This window comes from Rhizobium aouanii (genome assembly GCF_037002925.1).
Classification (GTDB): Bacteria; Pseudomonadota; Alphaproteobacteria; order Rhizobiales; family Rhizobiaceae; genus Rhizobium; species Rhizobium aouanii.
The window spans coordinates 1-26552 of sequence record NZ_JBAMYD010000016.1 but is presented as its reverse complement, the minus strand read 5'-3'; the positions used below and the strand labels follow the sequence as shown (position 1 = coordinate 26552).

At 59.4% G+C, this 26552-nt stretch carries 21 protein-coding genes and 3 pseudogenes; 8 read left to right on the top strand and 16 right to left on the bottom strand.

The window, feature by feature from the left end:
• Positions 1 to 50: 50 nt before the first annotated feature.
• On the bottom strand, positions 51 to 734 hold the full coding sequence (locus V8P77_RS25420; protein WP_221959791.1) for a winged helix-turn-helix transcriptional regulator: 684 nt from the start codon (positions 732 to 734) through the stop codon (positions 51 to 53).
• A gap of 107 nt (positions 735 to 841) precedes the next feature.
• On the opposite strand from V8P77_RS25420, the gene V8P77_RS25415 reads away from it, so the two are divergent.
• The gene (locus tag V8P77_RS25415; protein WP_335914718.1) at positions 842 to 1300 is read left to right on the top strand and encodes a Y4oE-related protein; all 459 of its coding nucleotides are present in this window, start codon (positions 842 to 844) and stop codon (positions 1298 to 1300) included.
• 27 nt (positions 1301 to 1327) lie between these two features.
• Here V8P77_RS25415 and traA read toward each other — a convergent pair whose 3' ends face one another.
• Complete coding sequence (gene traA, locus V8P77_RS25410; RefSeq protein ID WP_335914717.1) at positions 1328 to 5965, bottom strand: Ti-type conjugative transfer relaxase TraA; 4638 nt, start codon at positions 5963 to 5965, stop codon at positions 1328 to 1330.
• A gap of 213 nt (positions 5966 to 6178) precedes the next feature.
• Between traA and V8P77_RS25405 the strand changes: the two genes are divergently transcribed.
• Genes V8P77_RS25405 through traG form a run of 3 tightly spaced genes read left to right on the top strand, consistent with a single transcriptional unit; the run spans position 6179 to position 8605 of the window.
• Complete coding sequence (locus tag V8P77_RS25405) at positions 6179 to 6466, top strand: TraC family protein (RefSeq protein ID WP_131720652.1); 288 nt, start codon at positions 6179 to 6181, stop codon at positions 6464 to 6466.
• Positions 6456 to 6695 (top strand): conjugal transfer protein TraD, encoded by a 240-nt coding sequence (locus V8P77_RS25400; RefSeq protein WP_131662563.1) that lies wholly within the window; start codon positions 6456 to 6458, stop codon positions 6693 to 6695. The genes V8P77_RS25405 and V8P77_RS25400 overlap by 11 nt, the downstream gene beginning before the upstream one ends.
• Positions 6686 to 8605 (top strand): Ti-type conjugative transfer system protein TraG, encoded by a 1920-nt coding sequence (traG, locus tag V8P77_RS25395; protein WP_335914716.1) that lies wholly within the window; start codon positions 6686 to 6688, stop codon positions 8603 to 8605. Before V8P77_RS25400 ends, traG begins: the two co-directional genes overlap by 10 nt.
• Before the next feature lie 201 nt (positions 8606 to 8806).
• Here traG and V8P77_RS25390 read toward each other — a convergent pair whose 3' ends face one another.
• The 5 genes from V8P77_RS25390 to V8P77_RS25370 all read right to left on the bottom strand — a co-directional run bounded on the left by V8P77_RS25390 (position 8807) and on the right by V8P77_RS25370 (position 11324).
• On the bottom strand, positions 8807 to 9220 hold the full coding sequence (locus V8P77_RS25390; RefSeq protein WP_335914715.1) for a hypothetical protein: 414 nt from the start codon (positions 9218 to 9220) through the stop codon (positions 8807 to 8809).
• On the bottom strand, positions 9217 to 9486 hold the full coding sequence (locus tag V8P77_RS25385; RefSeq protein WP_335914714.1) for a type II toxin-antitoxin system prevent-host-death family antitoxin: 270 nt from the start codon (positions 9484 to 9486) through the stop codon (positions 9217 to 9219). Before V8P77_RS25385 ends, V8P77_RS25390 begins: the two co-directional genes overlap by 4 nt.
• A 137-nt stretch (positions 9487 to 9623) precedes the next feature.
• On the bottom strand, positions 9624 to 10100 hold the full coding sequence (locus V8P77_RS25380) for a hypothetical protein (protein ID WP_168291840.1): 477 nt from the start codon (positions 10098 to 10100) through the stop codon (positions 9624 to 9626).
• Between the two features lie 324 nt (positions 10101 to 10424).
• A complete protein-coding gene (locus V8P77_RS25375; RefSeq protein WP_165503867.1) occupies positions 10425 to 10592 on the bottom strand; it encodes a hypothetical protein in 168 nt (55 codons plus the stop codon).
• Between the two features lie 408 nt (positions 10593 to 11000).
• Positions 11001 to 11324 carry a DUF736 domain-containing protein gene (locus V8P77_RS25370; protein WP_017958412.1) on the bottom strand — a complete coding sequence of 108 codons (324 nt, stop codon included), beginning with the start codon at positions 11322 to 11324 and terminating at the stop codon, positions 11001 to 11003.
• 636 nt (positions 11325 to 11960) lie between these two features.
• Here V8P77_RS25370 and V8P77_RS25365 point away from each other — a divergent pair.
• On the top strand, positions 11961 to 12230 hold the full coding sequence (locus V8P77_RS25365; RefSeq protein ID WP_373694611.1) for a WGR domain-containing protein: 270 nt from the start codon (positions 11961 to 11963) through the stop codon (positions 12228 to 12230).
• A gap of 309 nt (positions 12231 to 12539) precedes the next feature.
• On the top strand, positions 12540 to 13730 hold the full coding sequence (locus V8P77_RS25360; RefSeq protein ID WP_335914901.1) for a DUF1173 domain-containing protein: 1191 nt from the start codon (positions 12540 to 12542) through the stop codon (positions 13728 to 13730).
• A gap of 531 nt (positions 13731 to 14261) precedes the next feature.
• Here V8P77_RS25360 and V8P77_RS25355 read toward each other — a convergent pair.
• The 8 genes from V8P77_RS25355 to V8P77_RS25320 form a co-directional block, all read right to left on the bottom strand.
• A complete protein-coding gene (locus tag V8P77_RS25355; protein ID WP_168341147.1) occupies positions 14262 to 15236 on the bottom strand; it encodes an OmpA family protein in 975 nt (324 codons plus the stop codon).
• The gene (locus V8P77_RS25350; protein WP_335914713.1) at positions 15221 to 16423 is read right to left on the bottom strand and encodes a hypothetical protein; all 1203 of its coding nucleotides are present in this window, start codon (positions 16421 to 16423) and stop codon (positions 15221 to 15223) included. The genes V8P77_RS25355 and V8P77_RS25350 overlap by 16 nt, the downstream gene beginning before the upstream one ends.
• The gene (locus V8P77_RS25345) at positions 16423 to 17247 is read right to left on the bottom strand and encodes a hypothetical protein (RefSeq protein WP_335914712.1); all 825 of its coding nucleotides are present in this window, start codon (positions 17245 to 17247) and stop codon (positions 16423 to 16425) included. The genes V8P77_RS25350 and V8P77_RS25345 overlap by 1 nt, the downstream gene beginning before the upstream one ends.
• Positions 17225 to 18673, bottom strand: coding sequence for a hypothetical protein (locus V8P77_RS25340; protein ID WP_335914711.1), 1449 nt, complete (start codon positions 18671 to 18673; stop codon positions 17225 to 17227). The genes V8P77_RS25345 and V8P77_RS25340 overlap by 23 nt, the downstream gene beginning before the upstream one ends.
• A 1065-nt stretch (positions 18674 to 19738) precedes the next feature.
• The gene (locus V8P77_RS25335) at positions 19739 to 20218 is read right to left on the bottom strand and encodes a hypothetical protein (protein ID WP_335914710.1); all 480 of its coding nucleotides are present in this window, start codon (positions 20216 to 20218) and stop codon (positions 19739 to 19741) included.
• Positions 20219 to 20425: 207 nt separating this feature from the next.
• The gene (locus V8P77_RS25330; protein WP_335914709.1) at positions 20426 to 21346 is read right to left on the bottom strand and encodes an ArdC family protein; all 921 of its coding nucleotides are present in this window, start codon (positions 21344 to 21346) and stop codon (positions 20426 to 20428) included.
• 719 nt (positions 21347 to 22065) lie between these two features.
• Complete coding sequence (locus tag V8P77_RS25325; protein ID WP_335914708.1) at positions 22066 to 22626, bottom strand: hypothetical protein; 561 nt, start codon at positions 22624 to 22626, stop codon at positions 22066 to 22068.
• Positions 22627 to 22756: 130 nt separating this feature from the next.
• Positions 22757 to 23419 (bottom strand): MreC domain-containing protein, encoded by a 663-nt coding sequence (locus tag V8P77_RS25320; protein ID WP_335914707.1) that lies wholly within the window; start codon positions 23417 to 23419, stop codon positions 22757 to 22759.
• Positions 23420 to 23607: 188 nt separating this feature from the next.
• Between V8P77_RS25320 and V8P77_RS25315 the strand changes: the two are divergent.
• Positions 23608 to 23915: pseudogene (locus tag V8P77_RS25315) on the top strand (non-homologous end joining protein Ku); the annotation flags it as partial.
• 295 nt (positions 23916 to 24210) lie between these two features.
• Positions 24211 to 24555, top strand: a pseudogene (locus tag V8P77_RS25310) (ATP-binding protein); the annotation flags it as partial.
• Positions 24556 to 24626: 71 nt separating this feature from the next.
• Here the strand turns inward: V8P77_RS25310 and V8P77_RS25305 are convergent.
• Positions 24627 to 25683, bottom strand: a pseudogene (locus V8P77_RS25305) (nucleotidyltransferase family protein).
• Between the last annotated feature and the right edge of the window lie 869 nt (positions 25684 to 26552).

Below are 26552 nucleotides of genomic sequence, written 5' to 3'. Positions count from 1 at the left end.
ATTTTCGGGACGTTTCAGTGAAGATGTGAACGTGGCGAAGTTCACATGCTTTAGGAGATCTCGAAAGCGTATCCTTCCTTCGGTACGGTGCGGATCACATCGCGGCCAAGGACCCGCTTCAATGCACGCCGGAGGCGGCCGATATGAACATCGACTGTTCGCGGCTCGACGAATACCGTTGGTGGCCATGCAACAGCTATTAGTTCGGCACGGCTGAGAACGCGCCCCGCGTCACCCACAAGAGCACTCAATAGACGGAACTCGATCGGGCTCAGATTGACCGGCGTGCCTCGCACCAGAACACGCCGGCTGCTGACGTCGAGCTTCACATCATCAAATATTGGAGCAAGGCGGCTAGTCGCTTCGCCAGAGGAATTGCCTATTGTACCTTGGAGGTAAGACAGCAGCCGTTCCGGCGGCATTGGCCTTGTAAAGCTCTCATCTACGTTGGCTTTCAGGATGTCGAGATAGGCGGCCTTTTCGGCAACGAGCGCTATGAGCGTGACGTTGCTGGCAAGTCCCCTTTCCTTCAGACCCGACGCGATATCAGCCAGAATTTGTGAACCCGGCTGGCAGTCGACGATGATAGCTGCAGCGTCACGGTCCACGGCAGTAGCTACCGCCTCGCTCGGAATATCGACGAGCATCGTCCTGTATCCGGCTCCCTTCAAGATGTATGACAGCATCAAATAATAGTCAGCGTCTTGGGATACGATCGCCAGAAGTTCGCTCATCGCCCCGCCTCACCAGTTGCTGACCTTACAGCGACTGCTTTTGCTACCACAAAACTTTCAGAAAACTGCCTCATGTTGATGGAACCTCATACCCTGGCTCGTAAAATATGCGCCAACAGAATCGCAAAACCGCTATCACTACGAGTATTTTTATAGCTTGCCTTTCTTTTTTGTTACAACATAATGTTGAGAGCGCGAAGAATCTTGCGCCAAAGCGCATATTGCCAGGGACGGCACGTGATCGTGGCCCACTCGGTGGGATCAACGTCCGGCATAATTTGATGGCCTGTTTCCGGACGGTTACGGGGCTTTTAATGCGCGAAATGTTCAAAAGGTTCTCAACCGGCAGCGCTGCGGCGACACCGGATTTTTGGAGTGATGCAGATGTTGGCGACATAAGTACTGCTGCCCGATCGCTCTACGGACAACATGCGAAAACAGCGGCCGCCTGGTGCGCACTTTGCGCGCGCTACGACGGCCGCTCAGGTGATTTCACCTTTTGGATAGGCGTTTTCAAACATCTGGGGACGGAAGAGATTGTGGATTTCCAAAATCAAAGAGAGTAGCGCCTGCCTCGAGCGGAAACCTCCACTTCAAAGATCGATGCCGCCCCCCCGGCTGACAGCCCGCTGGCGCCGTTCCGAGATAATCTGTTCGCTGCTTTTCATGCGCACCGCCTTCTGCAGGACCTTCAACCTTTCCTGCATCGCCTCGAACGCACGGCGCTGCGGCGGCGGGATGCGGTTGATTATATCCTCCTCGTCTCGGAGGATGGCACTACGACCGAAGCGCTCGTCGAGCGCCCTGCTGACTGCGGCGAACTCCTGGCGAATAGTCGGATCGAGAGAAACGGCCGATGCATTCTTCTTGCGACCGTTGTTCTTCGCCTCTGCTGTCAGCCGCATAAGCGCCTCTTCCGCCGCCTTCGACAGACCGGGAATGGCGACTGTCATGCGCCGTCGTTCTTCAGTAATAGCCTGGCGTTCGCCATCGAGCAGATTGACGTAGGTCGAACCGAGCGCGCTCAGGCGGGCGGCGACTTCAGGCACGGCCTGCACCGCCTCTTTCCGCTCCCGGCCGGCGGCCAGCATCCGGTCCATCAGACGATCGGAACCGCGCAGCGCGCCGTAGGTGGCCGGATCGTTGGTCACCGCAGCGGCGATGCGATCGGCAGCGAAACCTTTCTGGAGCAGATCTTCGATCTTGCCGACGGCGCCGGCCGGATCGCGCCAGATCACTCGTGCCGCCTCAGCCAGCGCTGCGCGCTGCTGGCGATAGAGAGGAGCTGACAGCACCCGCGAGCGCGCCTCCTCGTCGACAGGGGTCTTGAACTCGGTGACAGCGGCAAGCATGGGCAGCACGGCGGCATTCTCCTTGTCTGTCTCCACCCCCTGATCGGCACTCGCCGCCGCGACGATCTTCGAGCGATTCCGCCGCTCGGCGAGATGCTGCTCGTCGGCAAAGCGCTTCACGGCCTCAAACAGCCGGGCCAGCTTCTCGCGTCTGGTGCTCGTGAGGTCCTCCGGCATACGCTCGATCACATTGCGATCGGCAATCGCATCGGCCTTCGAGGTAAAGGCGCTCCAGCCGAAGCGGGCGGTGAGCGCCTCGCTCACCGCCTTCACCTCCTGCACAACGGCGCGGCCCTCGGCGGCAAACGCAAAGGCCGTCTTGTAGGCGTCGTCACCACCTTGCCTTCGCACCGCCTCGATCTCAACGAGACGCTTCATCGCTTGCCTGGAGAGAGCCGGGATCGGCAGGGACATATGCGCGCGGCGCTGTTGCTCACGGAAACCAAAGCGTTCGGCATTCCGGCGGAACTCCGTCGCATGGGCACGGGCGAGCGGCAGCAGTTCCGTCAAGGCGGTGATCGCGGCATTTCGTTCGTCGCGGGCCGCACGACCATCGACGATCAGATCGGAACCACGCAGGCGGCCGAGCCGATCCGGCGCAACAACAAGATCGTCGGCAAGCCTGCGGGGTTCAATCTTCAAATCCGAGGCCAGAGCGTTGAGGGCTGACAGCGCTGCATCCGGGTCACGATAGATCTTATCAAGCAGTGGCCGCAAAATAGCTTCCCGCTCCGTCCAGGCCGGCGACGAAAGCTGTGCACGTCGCGCATCTTCCTCCGCGCTTCTGGCGAATTCCGTGGTGGGTGCGATCAGATGCCGCGCACGGCCAGCATCTGCATCCGAGACGGTTTGCGTTTCAATTCGCGCCTCATTGTAGGAAACACGCCGTTCCCGCTCGATCGCAAAACCGAGCGCCATGCTGGCCCGCTCCCAGAGCTCAGCCACCTGCTCCCTCTTTTCCGCAATCCACGCCCACCGCCGCGAGACCTCCTCTTCCATGCCGGCGGCAGCTCGAGAAAGAGTGTCGAGCCCACGACGCCGGGCGAAGTCGTCGGCATGGGCGCGATAACCGGCCTCGCTCTCGAAATCGAGCGTGGTCGTCTTGGCGCCGGAGCGCGACAGACGTTCGACGAGCTGCTTGAACACATCCGGCCGATGGCTTTCCCGCTCGATGCGCTCCAGGCGTTCTTCGACGGTTTCAATTCGCTTGGCGGCCCAGACATTGCGATTGACTTCTCTTTCCTCGAACCGCTTCTGCCCGGTTTGTTCGTCGACGATCGGAACCTGAACCTTGACCCGCTCCACGCCATCCTTGCGCAGGGTCACCGTGTCGCCTTCGGAGACACCACCTTCTTCGAGCGCCTTCGGCAGGCTCACACCCCAGAGACGATGGACGGCTCCGTCATCCGTCTTCACGTCGGCATAAGGACTGTCGTCGGCATCCTCGTCATTCGGCCGGAACTTGGCTTGTCCTGTTTCCACGAGCTCACCGGTCACGCCGGCGGCATGATCGACACGCGGCTTCCTCCCCCATTCCGGCCTCGCTTCAAAGTCTTCCTTCGCGGCATAGAGATCGGCGCGGTCGCGATGTCGGGTCATCGACACATAGGTCAGATGCTGGTCCATCATGCCGGTGGCGAGTACGAAGGTTCGCTCGACGGTGGCACCTTGTGATTTGTGGATGGTCGCAGCGTAGCCATGATCGACATTGCGGTAGCTGTCCTCACTGATGACGACATCGCGGCCATTGTCGAGACGGACCGACAGCAGTGCATCACCCCGTTTGTCGCCGGTGGATACGACCGTCCCGAGCATGCCGTTCTTGACATATTGCGGACCGAGACGGGGAGCACGGGGCTCGAGGAAACGGGCATTCTCCAGGAAGATGATGCGGTCGCCGGCGGCAAATTCTCGCGCACCACGTTCGGTCCGGAATGAGCGACCCTCACCCAGCGCGCCCTCTCCTGTCATTACCGATCGCAGTGCTTCGTTCAGACGCTTCACGTCTTGATTGGTATGGGCGAGCACAAGAAGCTCGTCACCGCGAAGACGACCGTCATTGCCTTCGAGGACCGACGTCTCGATTGCCAGTTTGCGCGCTTCGCTCCAATCGGCGACGATCCGATCGATGATTTCGTCGCGCGTCGCCGCCTCGATGAGATGACCCTGTTGCGCATAGGCGTCGAGACCTTTCTCGGTCTCGCCGCGCGCAAAAAGCCGCGACGCCTCGCGCGCCCAGTCTTCGCGCTGGCGACGCACGCCGGCGAGTTCAGCAAAACCGATCCGCTCGGTGATCGCCCGGAAGGCCGCACCCGCCTGGATCGGCTGCAGTTGCATCGCATCGCCGACCAGCACGACTTTCGCCCCTGCTTGTTCCACGAGCTTCAACACACGCGCCATTTGCTGCGACGACACCATGCCGGCCTCGTCGATGACAATCACATCGCCGCGGTGAAGCGTCTCGTGTCCATTGGCCCAGATGAGTTCCCAGGAAGCGAGTGTCCGCGACCTGATGCCGGAACTGTCTTCAAGCCCCTCAGCGGCCTTACCCGCAAGGGCTGCACCGATGACCCTGCGGCCACCGCTCTCCCAGGCGACGCGTGCCGCGGCAAGCAGTGTCGATTTGCCGGCACCAGCAAGGCCAACCACGGCCGCGATGCCGCTGTCACCGGTGACATGACTGACCGCGTTGACCTGTTCTGCATCGAGCCGAAAGGACCTTTCCGGATCTCGGGTCTCGACATTCCTGATCGCAGCCGCAACCGCCCGATCGGAAACGGCGAAACCGCGGCGTTCCGACAAGACCTGCGCCGACCGCGCCATGTCATATTCGATGCGCAGGATCTCGCGCGTGGTGAAGACGGCGGGTTCGCTCGCCTTGCCCGTTTCGGCATCGACCTGTTGCGGCTTCAGCATGATGAGATCGTCAGACGCCATCAGCCGCGCGCGGATATTGGCGAAGTCGGCGGGATCGTCGACGGTGCGGTGCAGCGCCTTGGCGATATCGCGCTCATCGAAGGTCGAACGTTCATTGCCGAGCTGCTTCAGCAATAGCGCAGGATCGGCAAGCAGCCGGTCGGCCATCTCCTGCCGGCGGGCAAGATCGGCTGGCGCGAAATACAACTCGGCACCCCGGCGGGAAAGAGCTGCCTTTTCGGGCCCGAGATGTCTTTGGGCAATGCCATCGAGACCCTGTTCGGCATAGGAGCGGCCGTCGATCCGGATCTCATGGCCTGCAAGCGCCAGGTGCCGGTTGGCCGTTTCCGCCCAGGCGATCTTCCAGGCCTTCATGGTTTCCTTGTCGCCAGCCCAGAGCTTGTAGACGATCCTGCCCTTTGGGCGGTCCGGCGTGACGACGCGCAACGGCGCGCCGTCTTCACCGGTGACTGCCACCTTCTTGCGTCCAAACCCCTCCTGCGTCAGCGGTCTTAGCGCCGTCATCAGATGGATATGCGGATTGCCGTCCTTGTCGTGATAGACCCAGTCCGCGACCATGCCCTTCGAGGTGAGATTGTCGCGGACGAACTCACGCACCAGCGCGATGTTCTCTGCCCGCGTCAGTTCCTCCGGCAAGGCGATGATCAGCTCACGCGCCAGCTGCGCGTCCGCCCGTTTCTCGAAAGCATCGACCGCATTCCACAGCGCCTCGCTCGCCGCTGCAACGGTGCGGCCATCGATTGCCGTGCGCAGCCATTCCGGTATCTGCGTCGGCAGAGCCAGCTCCTCATGCACCAGTTCGGCCCTCCCGCCTCGATAGCTGAAGGACGTACCGGCCTGTTCGTCCATCATCCGGGCGCGGTGGCGATAGGCGGCGGCCGAGACGATGCTGCGCCCCACACCTCTGCTGATCACCTGCGCTCTGACGAACATAATCGCCACTGACGTCTCCACATCATCCGGGCACGTCGCGACAGCGACGTATATTGCGCCCTCAAACCGATCGGACCGCAGGGCCGATGCCGCTTTTCCGGAAGACGGCCATCAACCGGAATTCCAGCCCCGACATTTTCGGGCTGGTGCAAAATAGCCTGTTTAACTATTTTATTCTAGTCAGTATAAGGAGCGGTATTTTCAGGAACGGAGAAACCCACGATGGCCGTCAAATCATCGATTTCTGATCTCGATGCCCAGATCGAGAAGCTCAGAGAACGCAGGAGAAGTTTGATCGTTAAATCCGCCGAGCGGTTTGCCCGTGCGGCGATGAAGTCCGGGCTGGCGGAAACGGAGATCGCCGACGAGGAGATCGACCGGATTTTCGAAGAGATCGCTGCGCGATTTCGCAAAGAGGAAAAGAAAGGGCCTGGTGGCGCGCCTCCTCAAACACGTCGACCGGCAGATAATGGGACTGGAACGCCTTCGGAGATTTCACATGACGGCTGACCGGAAGAGACAAGCGCGCGAGAAATTCCTGCTTGGCGGCGTCGTCGTCAAAGCCGGGCTGTCGAAGGCCGATCGGGCATTCCTGCTCGGCGGCCTGATCGAACTGGCGAGGGTCATACCCGGGTCGGCAGAACACCGTCGGTTGCGCGATATCGGCGAAAAGGCGTTCAAGGCCTCTTCGCGCGACACTCTCTCGCCGCACATCGAGGAGAACGCCGGATGGCGCTGAAGTGTCGCTTGCATCCGGGCCTGCTGCTCGTTCTCGTGCCCGTCGCGGTCACCGCCATAGCTGTCTATATCACCGGTTGGCGATGGTCGGCACTGGCCCACGGCCTTTCGGGCAAATCCGAATATTGGTTCATGCGGGCCGCACCGGTGCCGGCGCTTCTGTTCGGGCCGCTCACTGGGCTTCTGACCGTCTGGGCGTTGCCGCTGCATCGCCGGCGGTCGATAGCCGTCGCCAGTCTCCTGTGCTTTCTCGTCGTGTCCAGCTTCTATGCTTTGCGGGAATATGGACGTCTCGCGCCATCGGTGGAGAGCGGCACGGTCTCATGGGATCGGGCGCTTTCCTATCTGGATTTCGTTGCCGTCATCGGCGCGCTGGCGGGCTTCATGGCCGTGGCGGTCGCCGCCCGTATCTCTGTCGTCGTGCCCGAGCAGATCAAGCGTGCAAAGGGCGGAACATTCGGCGATGCGGATTGGCTTTCGATGTCGGCGGCGGCAAAGCTCTTTCCGCCCGACGGCGAAATCGTCGTCGGCGAACGTTATCGCGTTGACAAGGATATCGTCCATGAGCTGCCGTTCGATCCGAACGATCGCAACACATGGGGGCAGGGCGGCAAGGCGCCGTTGCTGACCTACAGCCAAGACTTCGATTCCACCCATATGCTGTTTTTCGCCGGATCGGGCGGATACAAAACGACCAGCAACGTCCTGCCGACCGCGCTGCGTTATGCCGGTCCTCTGATCTGCCTCGACCCTTCCACCGAAGTTGCACCGATGGTGCTCGAACACCGCACCCGCGCCCTCGGACGCGAGGTCATGGTGCTCGATCCGACCAATCCGATCATGGGCTTCAACGTGCTGGACGGCATCGAGGCATCGAAACAAAAGGAGGAGGATATCGTCGGCATCGCCCACATGCTTCTATCCGAAAGCCTGCGCTTCGAATCCTCGACCGGCTCCTACTTCCAGAACCAGGCGCACAATCTCCTGACCGGCCTGCTCGCCCACGTCATGTTGTCGCCAGAATATGCCGGCCGGCGCAACCTGCGTAGCCTGCGCCAGATCGTTTCCGAGCCGGAGCCGTCGGTGCTCGCCATGCTGCGCGATATTCAAGAACACTCGGAATCTGCCTTCATCCGCGAAACGCTCGGTGTCTTCACCAACATGACCGAACAGACCTTCTCGGGTGTCTATTCGACGGCGTCGAAGGACACGCAATGGCTCTCGTTGGATAGTTACGCCGCGCTCGTCTGCGGCAATACCTTCAGGTCGAGCGATATCATCGCTGGCGGGACGGACGTATTCCTCAATATCCCGGCGTCGATCCTGCGCTCCTATCCGGGCATCGGGCGCGTCATCATCGGCTCTCTGATCAACGCCATGGTCCAGGCCGATGGCCGCTTCAGCCGCCGAGCGCTCTTCATGCTCGATGAGGTCGACCTGCTCGGCTATATTCGGGTGCTGGAAGAGGCGCGCGATCGCGGTCGTAAATACGGCATCAGCATGATGCTGCTCTATCAATCGGTCGGACAGCTGGAGCGGCACTTCGGCAAGGATGGCGCGACGTCATGGATCGATGGCTGCGCCTTTGTCTCCTACGCCGCGATCAAGGCGCTCGATACGGCGCGAAATGTTTCTGCCCAATGCGGGGAAATGACCGTCGAGGTTCAAGGGCGGTCGCGCAATATCGGCTGGGACACAAAACGCGGCGGTACGCGTAAATCCGAGAGCGTCAATTTCCAGCGCCGGCCGCTGATCATGCCGCACGAAATTACCCAGTCGATGCGCAAGGACGAGCAGATCATCATCGTGCAGGGCCATCGCCCGATCCGCTGCGGACGGGCGATCTACTTCCGGCGGAAGGACATGAATGCGGCAGCCAAAGCGAACCGCTTCGTCAAACCGGTGCCGTGAGTGACGGTTGATCCTGCACCTCGTCCTTGCTGGCGCCTTTATCGATACTGCCAACGATAGTGGAAGGTATCGCTGGTGCGTAGCTGGGGCGGATCGGAGCCAACGGGTAGGAGAAGATCGAATTCGACGCGCGGAGCGGCGGAGACTATTTGCGATAGCTGCAGCAGGCCAAGCGGTAACGAGGCTATCACGAGCCAAAGGTCAGCGGAATCGGGTGACCTCCGTGGCCGACTTGCGGCGACTGATGAATTCGCGCAGCAGCGGCAGGAAGAAGGCCTTGCTGAAGCGGCCGGTTGGGGGCTCGGGCTCAAGATAGATTGAGTTTCCAACGATGTCGGTATTGAACTCATCGAAGATGATCCAAAGCCTGCGATCGGCATCGAGACCGGCGCGGCGCTTTTCCATCGCTGGCACTTCCACAGCAAACCGCGACGCCTCCGGTTGTTTGGTGGTGACGGGAAAGAAGAGAACCAGATCACCGTCCCGCCGCGGCATTCTCACACCCACGACGACCGGCCGCTCCTTGCGTCCTTCCGTCTCCCCACGCCCAGCCTCTCGCGCCCATAGGTAAGGATAGCGTATGACGCTTGCGGTCTGGATCAGCTCGTAGTTCATGAGCGCCCTGCCTCGTCCTCGCTGGCGTAGGCCTCGACGGCGTTTTCGAACTCGGCAAACAGTTCATCGGGCATCGTTTCGATGATCCCGACGGTGCGCTGGTTCGATTGCTTTATCAGCCGCTGGTAGTCTTCGATATTCAGGAGAACCAGCCGGGGTTTATTCCGCTGGGTGATGGTCACTGGATGGCGGAGAGCCTCGGCTATGATGTCGCCAGATTTACGCGATAGATCGCTGGTTGAATAGGAACCGCTTGATTTTGACATATGGATTTCCTTTTTTGCTGTATTTGTTGTGATATACAATATTTACAACAATGCTGCAACTTTGCTCACAATGTAAGCATCGCCAGTAGGAGGCGGCGGCATCAGCCGCCTCTCTCTGCATCCGAGCGCTTTTACCGCTAGGATTGAACGGCGCGCACCGCATGAACCGGAATTCCAGTTTTCTGCGTGATTTGCTTTACGATCGGCGCCAGTGTGCCGAGTTCATCGTCGGTCAACCGGACCAATGTCGGAAAGTTGACCTCGACCCCACCGTCATCCGCCGTCAAAGCGTTGATCCAATCGCTGCCCTTGATGCGGTATTCGTGGGTGTCGAAATCGATTTCGAGGTCGTCCAGTAGATTGATAGTGAAGCGCCCGAATATCTCGGTCTCGCCCTGCAGCTGATAGGCAATGAATTCGTCATCTCCGACGAGAAGGGTTCGTTCCAATTCCATGATGACGCGGATGCGAGCGACTGCCGCCTCGAGCCCTTCAATCAGCCGATCGTGAAGTTCTCGCGAGAAATCGGTGTCGCATCCGAAGCGATTTGCGAGGACGACGAGCCGGAAACCGGCAAGCTTGGCGTAAAGCATGAGGTTCTGGTCGGATGTCATAATGTGATCTCCTTCATGTTGATGACGGAGATCGGCCACTCTGTTGCAAAGAGGGGTCAAGGACCGCGGAACGCGGCTCGCAAGCGGGGGAACCGATTTTTCCAGAGCGCAGCGCCGGAAAAATTGGGGGGGACCGCGCCGTCCTTGACGCCGGATTTGCTGGAGTAAAATAGGATGTCAGAGAGAGAAGAGACCCGCGGCCCCAAAGGGGACGCGACCGTTTCCGGCGTCAGCCGGCGGGGAGTGTCGAGGGGTGAAACCCTTGATAGCCTGGCGGCCGGTCGATCCGGCCGGCCAGGCTCACGAACACGGGATAAGCCTCCGTCAGAACGGAGGCTCAGCCTCGATGCGGCCTTCCTGCTCGGCCCAGATCACCTCGCGTTCGGCCAGAGCCAGTTCGAGTTCGTTCTCGATCTGGCGACGCTCGGTTGGATCAGCGTTTCGCAGCTCGGCCTGCAGCAGCGCGATGACTTCGTCGATGCAAGTGGTCATTGTCGTCTCCTTGACGTTTGTGAAAGATGACGCCCGCGGTCATGGAGGGATGCAGGGGTCAAGGATTGCGAAGCAATCGGCGGAGCCGGCGAGTGGGGGAGCCGATTTTGTCGAAGTGGAGGGGACCCGGAGCGCAGACAAAATTGGGGGCACCGCTCGTCCTTGAGGCCTTCATGCCGCCATGGCACCCTCGGACGGACTGAGCAGACCCTCCCTCTCCGTATGGCATCGGAAAAGCCGGCAAGGGGCTCGATGCCCGTTGCCGGCTTGATGACATCAAACCTTGCTGGAAAGGTACCTCTGAACCATCTCCGGCAGCCACATCACCGTGACATGGCAGCGGTGGGCACAGAACGAACTCTAGCCGGTGAGAGCCGGCCCCCTTGCCGGGACCGGCTGCTGTGCAGCTCAGGCCGGGTTGTTCCAGAGGATGACCTTACGATTCGGCTCGCCGCCGGGAGCGGGGGCGAGGTTGCCGAAGATCACGCCGATCTCCGGAGCCTCCAGCTTCACGGAGAGGTATTCCTCGCCAGTCAGGCGGGCGATGCGGTTCCAGCCCGCGCCGATCTCGAAGCCGGTCTTACGGTGGATGATGCGGTAGTCGGGGGCTTCATCGCTCGCCTTGTTGGCGTTCGGGACGATGGCGATCGGGGCGTTGACCCGGATGGTGGCGAAGATGCCCTCGAGGCTGCCGTCGGTCTTCTGCGTCAGGGTTGCGATCGTGGTGGCCATGGTATTGTCTCCTTCAGTTGCTCGGGACCATTCCCGATGGCGCCCGAAGAAGGGGCCGAGCCGCAGGCGTCACCGGAGCGCAGCGCAGGGAACCCCTTGCGGGTTGACGCTGATGGCGGCCGGTCCCTTAGAAAGGCGACATGGAGAACGGAAATGGTCTCGTGCGACCGAAGGTCGGGACAAACCACTACGGCCGCCCGGTCCGGCGCTGTGTGAGAGTGGCACAGCCACTCGGAGTGCCTCGCCGCCATTCTGCGCAAAGACCTTGCCGCTTCCAACCGCCGCAATCGAGATGCACCCGCCCGCCGCCCATCATACGTTGTCGCTCGGCGTGGCCGACGCGGTGATCGCATTGGCAACTGCAGACCGAGCGGACATGCCGGGTGAAACTGGAGGCTCGGGGGACCGAATGCATGATCCTTCGCTGACTCTCTCCGGCACCCGGCTGACGGATCCGCCAGTATTCTGCGGGTCACCCAACCGTCGGCACACGGGCAGAGCGACCGAGGCCGGCTTCGTCGAGCGTTCTTCGCAGGCCCGTGACGTGCCAACACATCACAAAACGGAATCCATCGGCTGTAAAGGATTCAAATCTCTCGTTGGACAGGATCGGCCCCCACGGGAATGATTCTCGGCATGACCCGAATGTCGTTCCACCTCCATTGCCAACGCATCGATGCCAGCCGCAACATGGCGCGCTATTACACGCTTGCAATCGAGCCGACTTTGTTCGGCGAAACCGCGGTCTTGCGCAGTTGGGGACGGATCGGCAGACGTGGCGGCGAGAGGACCGACGTGTTCGGGACCGAACAGGAAGCCGTCGCCCATTTTCTTGATCTTGCACGCCGGAAGCGCCGGAAGGGCTACAGGCCGACCAAGGCTGCGATGCCGTTAGTGATGACCTGACCGCGCACCAGCACAGCGCGATCGTCTGCGCGCAAGGAATCGTCACGTCTTCAGGTGCGAAGACTGCACCGCAGGCTTGGCCCTGTCAGGCGGAAGCAAGGGCTGATGCTGTCGCCAAACCTTCAGGTTTCGGTTCGGTCAGTTCCAATCTCCGAAGTCCTGACTTCCAACTACATGGTCAAAACTGGTCCCAAGCGCGGTGTTCCATCGACTTTATACTGTCTATTTTGCGCTAGTGTAATCGACGAGACCCATGCTACATGTTCGCAGGCGAGTCAGCCGGTCCGACGAGATGATCATGGGGGCCATGTGCGACGTTTTTCGATTGGCGAGCAGGTGTACGATGAAGACGATCCCGAGCTTTCGGCCAGGCTCGAACACGCATACGCGCAGAAGCTACGGCCACTTTGCCGATGCATAGAGCCGCCGCTTCCGATGTACATTGCACGCATCGACGGTCTCCATGTCATCAAGCGCATGCCGCTTTCGGGACGAGACCATGACCCCGCATGCCCGTCGTATGAGCCACCCTACGAGCTAACGGGTCTTGGGTCTTTGATCGGCAACGCGATCCAGATCGATGGAAGCGGAAAGGCTGCTCTGAAGCTCGATTTTCCCCTGACGAAAAAGAGGGCTGGTAGTGCGCCCGCGTCCTCCACCGAGGCATCTGAGCCGGCTTTGCGCAATGAGACAAGGAAGCTCTCGTTGCGCGCCGTCCTGCACTATCTCTGGGAGGCGGGAGAACTGACGGAATGGCGCTCATCATGGGCCGGCAAACGCGGTTGGGGCAGGGTGCGGACAAGTCTCATGAACGCCGCCTCACAGATGACCGCACGCGGCGCGCCGTTGAGCGAAATTCTGTTCGTGCCGGAAGTGTTTCATCAGCAGGAGCGCGAGGGAATAGCCAGCCGCCGGGCGGCGGCCTTGGCTCCTGCCCATACCTCCAGTTCCGGGCCGCGGAAACTGATGATAACTGTGGCGGAGGTGAAGGAGTTCACGGCTTCTCGGGACGGCCAGAAAATCGTCGTTCGTCACCTTCCCTTCCCCTTTATGATCGAGGAACGGACCTGGAAGCGGTTGAGCGCCAGATATGAGACGGAGATGGAACTCTGGCGGTCGAGCGAGGACTTCCATCTGGCTATGATTGCGACCTTCGGGATATCAGGCGCGGGGATCGCGTCCATCGAGGAGCTCGCGATAATGGTGGTCAACGAGAATTGGATCCCGTTCGAGAGTATGCAAGAGCAACATCTCCTGGAACGGCTTTCAAGGCTGAAGCGAAAGAGCGTGAAAGGCCTGCGTTTCAATCTCTCGCGCGAGCAACCAATCGTCTCGGTCACCTTACCGGAACAACGCCCGGCTCCTGTCGCCATGTTCATCGTGCCTCCGGGTGCCGGCGAGGATTTCGAGAAGGCGTTGACTGAGATGATCGAGACGAGACCGGAAATTACACCGTGGGTCTGGCGGGTGGCCGAAGGGGAAATGCCGCAGCTTCCATGATCGACACCAGCTCTGCACCGGTTCGTCTATGCTGGCGAATCGAACGAGATATCCATTCACATAGGTTCCGCTCGGTACTGTGTGGCTCGACCTTGGTGCAGAGCTGCAGTGCACGAACAATGTTTTCCATTTGGTCAAATATGCCGTGTCGACCTATCTGGCGTCGAAGCTCAAACTGCGAGAGAGATCTTTTTCATATGTGCTTCCTTTGCCGTCCCGCTGCAGGAGGATCTAGGCTAACGAATGCGATGGCGCCGTGAGGTTGGAATTGAAGGCGCAGTCCGCACGTACCTGGAGATAGGCGCCTGTCCGTGAGCGCCCCACGGTTCCTGGGAAGGGCGACGCTCAGTTGGACATGGAGGGGTCCCAAGTCGTCTGCGGCCAAAGCAAGCCGACTGCGCCGTGAGTACCGACTGCCCCATGGTCTCCGGGTACGAACGCACCAAGGTTGACACCAAGAAAGGCGAGCGCTGGTTTGTGACGAAGCCCAGGCGGAAGGCCGGACGGCTTGCGCCGCAATGGGGCCATTGATCACGGAGAAAGGGACTGAGCCCGTCTCCGGATTCTGATTTCGATGCGTCGTCGGGCCTCGACATTTCCTGCCTGCCCCGCGGTGACGATATCGCCGGGAAGTATCAATTGCGCCGCAGACATCGGAAGCACCGTTGCTTGCGTCAGTTTCGGATTTGCCTTGAGGATATTCGCAACGGCGATCGCTCGTGCCAATCCGAGCCCGGCGTTATCGGCCGACTCCAGGGAGGTGATTGGCAATTTATTGTCCAGAACATCGATGAAGGTTTTGTCGAGATTGGAACCCGTCCCAGCCAGCGGCTGCTCGTCTGTATGGCCGATGACCTCGATGACGTCGACCTGATAGCGAGACAGATTATCCGCGATCTGGTTAGATATGGACGTGCTGAGTATCTGCTGAAATTCGTTTGTCAGCTCGGCGCTGCCCGACCTGAAATAATAGCCGCCAGCTTCGCTGAGATTGATGATGGGCGGCCACTCGTGCGGGCTTTTCGCCGCCGCGTTGGCGGTGACAAGCCTTTTGATCTCCGCGGGAGCGGCGTCGAGATCTATGCCGTTGTCGTTCAGGACTTTCCGCAGCGCGGCCAGTTTTTCGAGCTCGGTCATCTCGACCCCGCTTTTATGCAGGCGGTCAACGGCGTGGCGGGCCGAAATCAGTTCCCGCCATTCCTTCTCGAACTTCTCCCGATCGATGGGTGAGAGGTTGCCGGCTCCAAGCCTGGCCTGAAGTTCGACCACCCGGGCGGTCGCGTCGAAATTGTCCTTCTTGAGCTCCGCGAGCTTTTGCTCGGTGACCCGCAGCTCCCGCTCGGCCTCATATCGCTTTTTCCTTTCGGCGGTCACGAGCGCGGCCGCCACCAGCAGGAGACAAAAGACGAGCAGCAGCATGGATTCGGCCATGGTCAGGCCCAGAATAAGGCCGCGATTGTAGCCCTTATGCTCGAGTTTCGGGGTCTCGGCTATGTGCGCTGCCAATTGAACCACCTCTTACGCTCGATCGCTGATGCAGGTCGTGGCTTATCATCGGTTTCGACGGGTTTGGCTGCTGAAGATTCAAGATTGGCCAAGTCGATTGCGGTTTCCTCGGAGACCGAAATCCCGGTCGGAACGGCCGGCCGAGGACGCTCCGCGTAAGTGCTCCGGATCGGGCCTGTCTCAGGTGGCAACGGCATCGGGGGCTTCTCGAGAGCGTTGGCGATACGGTCGAGCTTTTCTTCAAGGGTCTGCAGCGGCTGGAGCGCTTGCCTTGTCTGTTCGATATGAGAACGCCCCCGCTCCGTATCCGCCTCCATGCGCTTTAAATGAACCTCGGTCATCTCCCTGATGGACTCGATGACCGGCGTGAGTTCGATCTTGATGACATCTTCTGGGGCGCGTATCTCGCCAAGCCGTGCGCCCACGCTTTCCACGGCGCCGCCGAACCTGTCGATGATCGTCGAGAGCTGACCGGTCGTTTCAGTCAATTTCGCGGCCGCGTTGTTGTTGCTGTCGTTGATGGTCTTGTTGTGGGATTCGATGATGGCAGAAAGCTGCTGCGCCGCCTCCTGAATGGGCTTGATCGCCTCTTTCGACAGGGATTCGATCGCCTTGCGAATATCCTCGCCATTCTTCTCGGCCTGGCGGGCGATCTCGTCGAACCCCTCCGACAGCATCTGATTGCTGACCCTGCGGTAGTTCGAAAACTCCCGCGCGGAGGAATCGAGCTCGGTTCTGACGCGCCTGGTCATCTCGGCAAGTTCGTGCCTCGCACTGCGCTCGATGTCCAACGGGTCGCGGCGCATCTGGTTGAACAGGATCCGGAGCGTCACCCCGGCGATCGTCGACGTCACCGCGATACCGAAGTTTCGCACGATCGTGTCGATGGAGGTCTCACCGGCAAACAGATAGAGCGACACACCAAGGCTCGAGAGCGTGAACAGAAAGCCCATATAGTAGAGATTGTCGCCGGCCTGCTCGTTATGCAGCCGGAATCCCACCAATAGCAGAGAAGCGAGAAAGTAGGTCGCCATCAGCAGCAATGGCACGACAGTGACGACCGCCGTCGACCATCCCCATAGCTTGGCCGTCCAGATGAACACCATGCCGCCGATGGTCGTGAGCGCAAACAGCACCAGCGGCCCATAGTCGCGGATCGCAGACTTTGTCACCTCTCTCGAGGTCATCAGCGTTTTCCTTCCAGACGGATGAAACCGTCGAAGTGGCCGTTATTGTTCGTGATCCACTCTTTCCAGAATTCGGCCAGTCCCTCGGCGGAGAATTTCAGGTTTGGACGCTGAAACGCGAGGATCTTCACCGACACCCCGTCGAGAGACGTCCTGAACTTATCACGCGCCTCGCTTTTCTGAAATTTCGAATAGGCGACACCGTCGCGGTAATTCGAAAAGGCCGGCGTGTGTTCGATCATGTCGGAGGCGACGAAGAGGACCTTGGGCGTTCCGGCGGGGAGGCTCGAGAACACCTCGAGGTTGATCCGCTGAATTCCGGCCATGATCGGCGAGGCATCGCCTGCCTTGCCGGACGCCAGCCTGTCAGCGATTTCCTCCAGGGGCTTTTGAAAGCCCTTTTCCCAGCGGTCCTGGATCAGTCGTGGATTGCTGGTCCATTCATCGGCGAGTTCGCCGCTGCCTGGATTGCAGCCATGGAACGTTCGCTCCGGCTTTCCTTCCTTCTCGGTGAGCGAATAGATATCGATGGCACCGCCGATTGGAACCCTGGCCACGATTTGCTGAAACTGGTTCTTGAGATCGAGCGCCGTCGTGTCGGAAATGGGATCGGTGACGTCAAGCAGGATAGCGGTTTCGGACGTCGCGCCGGTGACCGGGCAAAGGGAGGCCTTGTCGACCGCCACGGTGCCACCTGCCCTGTATTTGAGCCACCCGAACGCACCGATAATCGCGACAGACACCAAGCCAAGGGCAATGGCGCCGACAATCAGCCCGGCGGAATTGCCGCCCCGCCTGCGGCTACGCCTGCTGGATCGCGCCAAGGCCAGCCTCCGGGAATATATTGTCCAGCTTGTGATAATTTTCGACAGCAGCTTCGAACTCGGCACCGATCTTGCGAATTTGCTCAGACAGTTCCGCCTGAGCCGCCTGAATTCGGCCACTCAAGACCGCGTCATCCCATTCCTCGCTGGTCCGCAGCACCGGTGTCAGGCGCTCGAGCTTGTAGGGTTGAGAAAAATAGCTGGGCTCGGGTTCCGTCCGTGCCGCGCGGTTCGCGTCGCGATAGATCGTCAGCAGCGCGTTCGCGGCGCGCTCGAGATTGCTCTGATGCTCCGCGAACAGTCCCACGGTCCGCGTCCGGTGAGCGATGATGGCCGCGCATTCCTGGCGCCGCCCGCTGAGATCGCGCACGATCTCCTCGATCTTCGCGTTGTGATCGTCTCTTATGTCACGGAGATTGTCGATGAGCTCGAGCTTTCTGTCGATGTAGTTGGATCGCGCGCTGTCCAACCGTTTCCTCACACCGGCAAAGCCCGGATAGGGATCCGTCAAGTAGCAGCCGTCGATGAAGGCCAAGATTGAAAAAAACAGCCCTACGGCGAAGAGCATCCAGGAGTTCAGTTCGGCAAGCTCCAGCGGCGCGTTCCTGAGCCTAGAGATGACGTCCGCCCCCGCTCCGGAAAGAACGGTCGATGACACCTCCCGATAATGGGCAAGGGCAAGATTGATGCCCAGGGCGATACAGATATAGGCGACCAGCCCACAGAACCCGAGCAGCTTGAACAACAGGGAACGATGGACGAGGAAGCGAACGCAACAGACCGAGAAAAGCAGAGCCGATCCGATGTTGAGGACGGCGAAGGCGATCGCCTCGGTCACGCCGCCGACGATCCCCTGCTCGCTTCCCTTCGCCAGGAAGCTTCCATTCATGATCATTTCGAAGAGCACGAGGAAAATGATCAGGGCTATCTTGAACGCCTGCGCGGCGGCGGTCGAAATCTTCGCGGCGCGATCGAGATTGTGTTTCGCCTTGAAGGATGACATCTCGTCCTCGGCCGCTTTCAGATCGCGACGCAGTCCGTGCAGTTCGTCGACGCCACTCGCCACCTCGGCCTTGAAATCGGATACGCTGGACGCGTTGGCTTGCCGGATCAGCCCAAACTGTCCCTCGAAGTCGAGATTGCGCAGGCGACCCTCGAAGGTTTGAAATTGATCTTCAAGAACCTGATAGGAGGAGGCCTTCTCCTCCTCGATACGACCGACCGTCCTCTGCTCGACCTCGTCCAGCGACGCGGCGGTTGGCAAGGGCCGATTGAGCTTGCCGTTCTCGGCACCCTTTGCTCGCAGATCGAGCGTGGAACTGATCTTCTCAATATCGAGCGAAGGGAAGATGTCGGTCGAGGCACGGAAGTCGTGGCTGGATTCCCGAACGCCCTCCCAGAGCCTGTTCAATGCTTCAAAGCGCACGCGAAACCCTTAGTGGTTTGTTTACCAAATGATGCTGATGAATTCGATATCGCAGCGGTTGTACGTGGTCCAGCGTCCGCTTCCTTCGCGAATACTAATCGAGATATACGGTTAATCGAGATTTTTCTCGAACCTGCACCAAAAGCTTGCGTCCACGGCAGATCGCGGCTAGTTCGCGGCCTTTGCAAAGTCGCCGATCGTTGTAGGTCGGCGAACACTTGTGGGGCGACCGAGTGGATGGCTTGCGATTGACCACGTGGCGGCAGAAAATTCGCGAATAGCATTGTGGCAGGCGACGCGGCCGCATGCCCAAGCTCAAAGGCGCCGCCATGGGTCCCATGGCAAGGCGCCCCTCCAAACAATGAGCATACCAGGCAAAGGCGCGCCCGCGCCGGCGCCCGTTCGCGCACGGCTTGACCGGTTAAAAGGGCAGCCGCAGGAGGGTTAGCAAAGCGCCGCTCGAAACGAGCGGAACCCGGGACCGACTGCTCCCGGCAAGCCGTTCCATCAAGACGTCACGGTGAAACTGGCGCAATTCCAATGCGTGGGCAATAACGACATGTCCGCCTCTTCAATTCGGACCATATAGTCGCGGTCGTGGCGCCGCAGCAAGCATATCGATGTTAGCGCGCTTGGAGATCCCTCGCCCCGCCACCATCCGACCATCGGGACGCTTGAACAGACGGGTCGCCACTTACCGCCAGTTGATCAGGCGCTTGCCATTCTGTGCGATTTAACCGAAAATCCTCAGCGTGGCCCTTAAGGCCTGAGCAGCTTGCCATGATCGGAGAACGCCGTGCCTCTGAAAAACATTCTGGCCGCAGCAGCAATCGTCTTGATGTCTCTCTCTGGATGCGCAACAAGTGGATCTGACAACACAACCTATGCGCAGCCGCAGGGTATTGGCCCAGTTCGCGGCGACATTGGCGGTTACTAGGCCTGAGTGTTTCGACCGGGGCGTCAATCCAAAACTGTGTCGAACGGCCCTCGGTGGATAAGTCGTGCGATGCCGCACTTTTCTTGCCTCCGACGACCGCCAACAGACCGGTCGGCGTCGATCTGCTGTCACTTCTCGCAAAGCTTGGCCAAGTTCTTCGCTAGACTTCGTCGAAGGGCGCCTGTGATTTCGGTTTCCAGTCCCTTAACGATGTCGCCGAACCGGCCGCCGGTCTTCACGATCTCGATGGAGATGTCTGTCGTCTTGCATGTCGTAAGGTCGACCTTCAACCGAACCTCAGCGGTCGCTGAAAAACCTCCTTCGACTAGCGCTTCGGCTGGCGTTTTGCAGGCAAGCGTGCCACGGGCGCTCGCCTGCGCGGTGTTGCCATTCACCGACAGTTCCAGGTTCTCGATCTGCACGGAATCGAGCTTATCGATGCCGACCTCCACACTGATGCCGAAGCTCGATACCTTTGTCTTCAAGGACCTGCATGGCTGCGCGTCTTCGATGGCCCTCTCCAGGGCATTCGGTACTTGCGCGTTGGCGATGCAGGATGGCTGGAGGAGAAAGACTCCTGCCGCTAACGGGCCAAAACAATTCCGCATCGCTCTCTCCCATCTCAGTGACTTTCGTGCTGGCCGCCTTCAAATTATAGGGCTGGATCGGTCTGCCGGAAAGGCAATGACGGCTGACAACTTATCGTCGGCGGCGCGACAGGTCTGCAGAGCCGCGCGTAGGTTTTCACTGCGGGGGGGTGCAACGCCCAGGGCGGCCTGGTCATGCAGGCATTCGTCAGCCAAGGAAGAGACGGCTTACGCCGCCTCCTCCTCTTCGAGTTCCGGCTGCAAGGAATGTAGGTAGTCGACGGCGCGCTGCGCATGTGCTGCCGCCGAGAAGATGGCGCGCTTGTCGTTGCCCAGAACCTTCAGCCAGCCATCTAGATAGCTTGCGTGGTCGGGGCGTGGTTCGAGCTCTGGGACAATGCCGAGATCGGCGCAGAGAAACGAGCTGCCGAGTTCGGCGATAAGCTCTTCGCGGGCCCGATCGCTCCTATCTTTCGCGTAGCGGCTGAGATCCCGATCAAGCCGTCGCGGTGCCCCAGTCCAGTGGGTGATCTCGTGGCTGAGGACGGCGACATAGGCGGCGTCGTCCCTGAAGGCATCCAGGCATGGCATCTGGATGTAGTCACGCTGAGCGGCATAATAGGCAGCCGATCCTCCGTGCCGGATCAGGGCGCCGGTATTGGCAAAAAAGCGGCCGGCATCGCCGATGCGGCTCATCGGATCCTGGTGAGGTGCGATGTCGACAAAGTGACCATTAAGACCGGCGATCTGATCGGTGTTGAACACCGTGTAGGCTTTGAGGAACGGGATATCCTGTTCGATCTCGGTGCCCGTCTCGGTCGTCTCGGTGCGGATGAACGAACTGGCGAAGACGACGGTTGTGCCAGTTTCGCCCTTGCGGACGGCGCCGCCGAGTTCGATTGCCTGGCGAAACGTCATCCACCTCGACGAGGCAAAGCCGCGGGCGATGGCTTCGGACCAGAGGAGCAGGACGTTGATCCCGGTGTAGGGTTGGCCGTTATGGCGCAGTGGCCGGCTGACCTCGGCTGTCGCATGTCCCGTCGTCCAGGGTTTGGTCCATGGTCGCACGCCCTGTTCGAGATCGGCGATGATCTTGGTGGTGATGCGGCTGTAGATATCGGATCGTTGATTGGATTGTTGCCTGCTCATGTCTGAACCTCCGTTTCGAGGTCGCGGCCATCGCGACCTGCTACGGCGGTCCGAAAGCCGGGCTGCAAGCGCTGCCTGCACCCGCAGGGCCGAAACGCAGTGGAGGACGGCAAGCCGTTGCCGACGGCGCGAGCCTGGCAGGACCAAAAGCCGGAGCAGGACGCGATGGCCGCAATTCAAGTGGGAGGTTTAGACGGAGGCAGACGTGGCAAATCCGCGAACCGGCATTCCGTCGCCCACATCGCAAATGAGCCGAGTGCGATACAACGTCACGCGCCAATCAAGATCGTCATCCTGAGCGATGAACATCGAGGCATGGTGCGAGAATGGGTTCAACAGCCGGCTGGCAACGATCGATCGCGCTCTTGTTCGGCGAGGCAAGTAGCCGGAGGCTTCAAACTCTCTCAGCGATGTCCCTCGAAGAGCGCGAGTTGGGCTTTGCAATTGTCGCCACATGGCGGACTGTTCGTGGGACTGTGGTCGGGCAAACTCGCCGGGGATGACTTCACGTCACTGCCAAACCGATCAGCCGGGCTGATGGTCAGTAAAGGCAGGCGGAATCGGAATTGAGCACAGCCGTATGAAAGCCCCGCTGCTCGCTCTCTCTCATTCGGGCGGCAGAGCAACCAGACCTTATCCAGTTCGCGAGCAACGCAGCTCATACCCCTTCCGAGCCAAGGCAAAATGGCCGCGATTGGGTACGATAGGAAATGACAATTTCAGCGCTCGAACCGATCCAGCATCCTCTTCAGTTGTGCGTTTTGCAGCCTAAGCTTCGTCGCCAGCTGATCCCGAAGCAGCCTGATTTCTCCATCCAGGCTCACTGCGTCGTCAGAAACGGCGCTAGCGCCTGGAGACGGTGGAAGAACGACAGCAATCGTTTTCGCTTTCTTGCTCCGCCTGCTGCGCTTTCGCGTTGGACCTTCGCCTACTGGCAATGCCTTTGGCGAGGGGTGCCCGGCTACGTCGGCCTCATTGGATAAGGCCGGATCAACCGCTTTCTCAAGCGTGGCGCTTTCGACATCTGTCGTGTCATCAACACTGCTTACCGCTTCTTCGGCATGATGGGGGTCTACCGACACCGCCTCGTGTTGTTCGTGAGTGACCGGCTTTTCGTTGGTCGCACGGTCTGCGGCTTTCGACCGGTTGTCGCCCGCCTTTTCAGCCGGCTCCGCGAAGGCTGCTGCGTCCGGCTTCACGTCATCGGTCGAGCCGTGTCCTTGCGTCCGCTGGCGTCGCCGTGACACCAGCCCAGCAAGAAGTTTCCATGGAGACGCCATTTTATTCGACCTCGATTCTACTCAGTATGCAAACTGCGAGCAAAAGCGTTGGCGGCAGAACGAACCGCCGCCAAAATATTCACTTCAATAAGCATGAGAATGCGGCCGGCGCTTGGCCGTCTGCTGCCGATCAACCGAGGTTCAGTCGCTTTCGCAGATCGGCATTTTCAGCTCGGAGCTTCTCCGCCAGCAGCTTGCGCAGCCTCTGGTTTTCCTCTTCGAGCTGCAGAAGATCCGCGATCTCATCAACGGCCGCCACCAAAGGTGCAGCCGCAATCGACACAGCCTTCGGAGCACGTTTGACAGGCGCACGCTTGGCACTCGTCGTCCCTTCGGCAGGCTTCGCTTTGCGTCTTCTCTTCTGCTTTTCAACTGCGCTACCCGAAGCAACTGCCGGTTCCGCCGAAACGGCGACTGAGGCCGTTGCAGGGACCACCTTTTTGGCGCGAGGTTTGCGCACCTTCTTCGCTACATCGGGCGCCGCGGCGGCCGGCGTGTCAGCATTGGTTGTCGTATCTTTTTCGTCGGCCATTATGGTCTCCTGTAAAGCCGATGCATTTGTCTCTTGCTCGATCGGCAGTGTCAATAACGGCGCGGCCCGTTCTTCTCCGGATACAAGCATCTCGCTGCTTCTTGCCTGAGGAGCTAATGACATAAATGGCATTGCCTCGTCTTTCATATCTTGCGCAACGGACTTGAGATCCGTGTCTGCCCAGATCGAGCTCGGTTTAGAGTTGAGTTTTCGCCGACCTGATTTGTACTCGACGGCAAAGCTGCGCTGCACTTTTTTCACTTTAAATAAGCCTTGGGTATCTGCGGTGATGTTTCAGCGACGTTTTAACCATCGCAACATGGCGTGCAAATAACGACTATTGCGCCGGCGGTCCACTCCTGGCGACACCACAGCCACGGGAGCTGAGACGACAAAAGGCTCCAGTGGGCTCATGAGGAGCGAACGTTGCCGCTCTGGATGGTCATTCCTGGACGCTGCGGTTCGGCGACGAAGTGCGCCCTAAGGAATCCTACTTCGAAGGAATCGATGAAGAGGCTGACCCCAAGCTGATCCCGCTAGTCCAGCAGTTGATCAAGCAGAGACCTCCCGGTGGTCCCCGGACATGGTAGGCGACCCCATCCAAGAAAGTCTGCTGAAGTTCATTGCGGAAAAGAAGAAGCCTCTCAAGGCCGCGAAGGGCAAGCCGGACGCCGCTCCGGCCTCGAACGTCGTGAACATCGTGGACGCGTTGAAAAAGTCCGTGGCCGCAGAGCTGAAATCGAGCAAGGCCCGGTGACCCCATGCAGGTGCGATATCGATGATCTCATCGTGCGAGACGGTCGGATCTTGCTTGTTCCCGGCAATAGCGAACTCGATCCTAAAGCCGGGTTCACGACGGCTGCCAGTCGCTAAAGTTTCTCGACAGGCTCGCCGTTAGGGTTGGGCACCGGCGCCTCCCTTGTATTTCGGGCCTACGCAGCGCTTTCGATGGGCCAGATTCTGAGCGATGTCCCGGATTTGTCAGCATATATCTCGAGCCACGGCCGGTCATCCGACCCGCCTTCCAGCACCGTCTCCCGTAACGTCATGTCGAGATTGCCAATCGCCTCGTACATTCCGACCTGGTCATCCTTGACGAGCTTGGTTACCTGCCGTTCAGCGCTTCAGGCGGCGCATTGCTCTTCAACCTGCTGAGCAAACTCTACGAACGCACCAGTGTCATCATCACGACCAACCTCAGCTTCAGCGAGTGGGCGAGTGTCTTCGGCGATGCAAAAATGACCACCGCGCTGCTTGACCGGCTCACACATCATTGCCACATCCTGGAAACCGGCAACGACAGCTTCCGCTTCAAGAACAGTTCAGCGCATGAGCCAAAATCGACAAAGGAGAAACGTAGGACCTTGACCACCACAACGGACCCGAACAATACCTAAGAGGCGGGTCACCTCTCAGTGCAAATCCCGGGTCAACCTCAGCGCAAATCAGCACCCAAGCGGGCCTATCTTTATCTCGTGAGAGTGCCAACCATTCGATTGACGCCGCCCCAATATTCCTTGTGCATGGTTTCGGCTGCCTCCGAGATTGCCAGCTTCCAGGCAGGTCCGCGATTCCATGCTTCTTCCACGGCATCAGCCAGTGAAGGCCCGTGGCCGGTGATCGGCAGGGCGTCGAATAGCATTCCTGCCTGTCTCAGGTCTTTATCCCGTTTGGCTTGGCCGCCAGCGTCATTTTGGCGGCGACCGGCAACGATAAGCTTATGCACTGCATACCTGCAAGGATCAGGGATGACCACCGAGATACCGGCACCATGTAGCAGGATCGAACGAACGGGATCACGGATCAAGAAATCCATGAACCTTAGCAGTTCGGCCGACGCGCCGCCGAGAGCGGGCATGTTGGCGGGTTTGTCAGAATATTCTTCAGCTCCTCTGTTCGTCGTCATGAATTGGACCCGGTAGCCGGTTTGATTCCGGAAGGCATGAGATCGAGGGCTACCACTGATGTGTGGCACGGCCCGGAACGTTGGATCAAGCCCTTTCAGGAGATCGAGGATCGGCGGCAGTGAACCCGCTACTTCGGCAGAGATCGCGAAATCGTGGGCTAGGTCTGCATCACCTGTTAGGATCGCCGCCGAGGGCAGACGGATGCCGAGATATGCTGAGTAGCATTGAAAAGCCACAGTGCCGATGAGAACACCGTGCAGCCGGAAGAGACCGGCGTTGGCAAGCGCTTGTACGACATCTCCGGTAAAGCGATCAGGAGCAATCAGACCGGCTTCCCGCGTCAGCGTGGAAACGAACTTGCGGCGTGCCTTATAGTCCGACTTCTCGCCCTTGAAGGTTTCGACCCGTTCCGAAATCACGGGATCGTCGGCAGGTCCGAAATACCGGCGCTTCTGCCCGCCCTCACCGTCGGTTGGTCGAAATACCAATAGCGCCGACCATCGACTGCCACCGGCACAAATCTACCCGACGGGGGGAGTCTTCCGCCCAATCGTCATCGAATGCCCGTTGCTGAAGTTCCGCGACCATGGTCCGGAACATGAGATCAATCTGCTTGATCACGGCGGCCTCTATATTGTTTTCACAAATCTAGTATAGGCGCTGTCTTTGGGCAAGCGATAGTCGGTACTACCCTGGGGGACTGCCCCCACCTTCACGACACGAATACCGGGTTCCCGGCCAAGGGAGGGATATGCTCAATCTACCACTTGTCACTATCCAAAGGCCTCTCTATATTGTTTTCGCAAATCTAATATAGTGAATCAGTTGAAACGCTTCTAATTACTGTCTGCGTTTATAAGTTCGCTCCGCTCACATTCTGGCCTCTCGGGACCCGATTGCAAAAATCAGAGGGGTCAAGTCATCGCGCCTCCAAGAATTCCTCGGTTTAGGAGTGCAGCAAGGTTGTCAGCATTTCATACTCAGGTAGCTCATTGAGCAAGTCGCGCGCCTTGGACCGAACCGAACCGGCGACCCTAGCATTCTTCCTATTCTAGTGGCGTCCTAAACTGCTGTAAAAGTTAGCTTTTGGGGGCGTAAGCAGATTTATGGAACTTACTCTCAACGCTCGCTACCGGTGAATGAAGTCCATTGTCTCTGACTAACCGATAAACGTGCTCGTGAATAACTTTCCCCGCTCCACAAGAGCCGAGGCTATTGCGACCACGACCACCCAGTTTTGTTTAACACGGGCGATAAGAGCAGCTTGAACGATGACCGGATGCAACAAGCACTGCGAAGGCAATAGCGCCCATCTTCGACGGCATAAACCGGATCACGACCGGCTGCTGCTTATGAGTACGCATAGGTACCTTTGTAGCTCAGCGGCCCCAACAGCGGCATCATGATGTTACGAAGATACCCAGGTAGCCGGGCGACTCTGGAGGCGCAATCCGTCATCATTCGCACGTCGGACCCTCTGCTGTCTA

Bases quoted from the DNA above. Each gene is read 5' to 3' on its own strand.
- V8P77_RS25420 (WP_221959791.1), bottom strand. From the start codon at position 734: ATGAGCGAACTTCTGGCGATCGTATCCCAAGACGCTGACTATTATTTG.
- V8P77_RS25415 (WP_335914718.1), top strand. From the start codon at position 842: ATGCGCCAACAGAATCGCAAAACCGCTATCACTACGAGTATTTTTATA.
- V8P77_RS25405 (WP_131720652.1), top strand. From the start codon at position 6,179: ATGGCCGTCAAATCATCGATTTCTGATCTCGATGCCCAGATCGAGAAG.
- V8P77_RS25400 (WP_131662563.1), top strand. From the start codon at position 6,456: ATGACGGCTGACCGGAAGAGACAAGCGCGCGAGAAATTCCTGCTTGGC.
- traG (WP_335914716.1), top strand. From the start codon at position 6,686: ATGGCGCTGAAGTGTCGCTTGCATCCGGGCCTGCTGCTCGTTCTCGTG.
- V8P77_RS25390 (WP_335914715.1), bottom strand. From the start codon at position 9,220: ATGAACTACGAGCTGATCCAGACCGCAAGCGTCATACGCTATCCTTAC.
- V8P77_RS25385 (WP_335914714.1), bottom strand. From the start codon at position 9,486: ATGTCAAAATCAAGCGGTTCCTATTCAACCAGCGATCTATCGCGTAAA.
- V8P77_RS25380 (WP_168291840.1), bottom strand. From the start codon at position 10,100: ATGACATCCGACCAGAACCTCATGCTTTACGCCAAGCTTGCCGGTTTC.
- V8P77_RS25375 (WP_165503867.1), bottom strand. From the start codon at position 10,592: ATGACCACTTGCATCGACGAAGTCATCGCGCTGCTGCAGGCCGAGCTG.
- V8P77_RS25370 (WP_017958412.1), bottom strand. From the start codon at position 11,324: ATGGCCACCACGATCGCAACCCTGACGCAGAAGACCGACGGCAGCCTC.
- V8P77_RS25365 (WP_373694611.1), top strand. From the start codon at position 11,961: ATGACCCGAATGTCGTTCCACCTCCATTGCCAACGCATCGATGCCAGC.
- V8P77_RS25350 (WP_335914713.1), bottom strand. From the start codon at position 16,423: ATGACCTCGAGAGAGGTGACAAAGTCTGCGATCCGCGACTATGGGCCG.
- V8P77_RS25335 (WP_335914710.1), bottom strand. From the start codon at position 20,218: ATGCGGAATTGTTTTGGCCCGTTAGCGGCAGGAGTCTTTCTCCTCCAG.
- V8P77_RS25330 (WP_335914709.1), bottom strand. From the start codon at position 21,346: ATGAGCAGGCAACAATCCAATCAACGATCCGATATCTACAGCCGCATC.
- V8P77_RS25325 (WP_335914708.1), bottom strand. From the start codon at position 22,626: ATGGCGTCTCCATGGAAACTTCTTGCTGGGCTGGTGTCACGGCGACGC.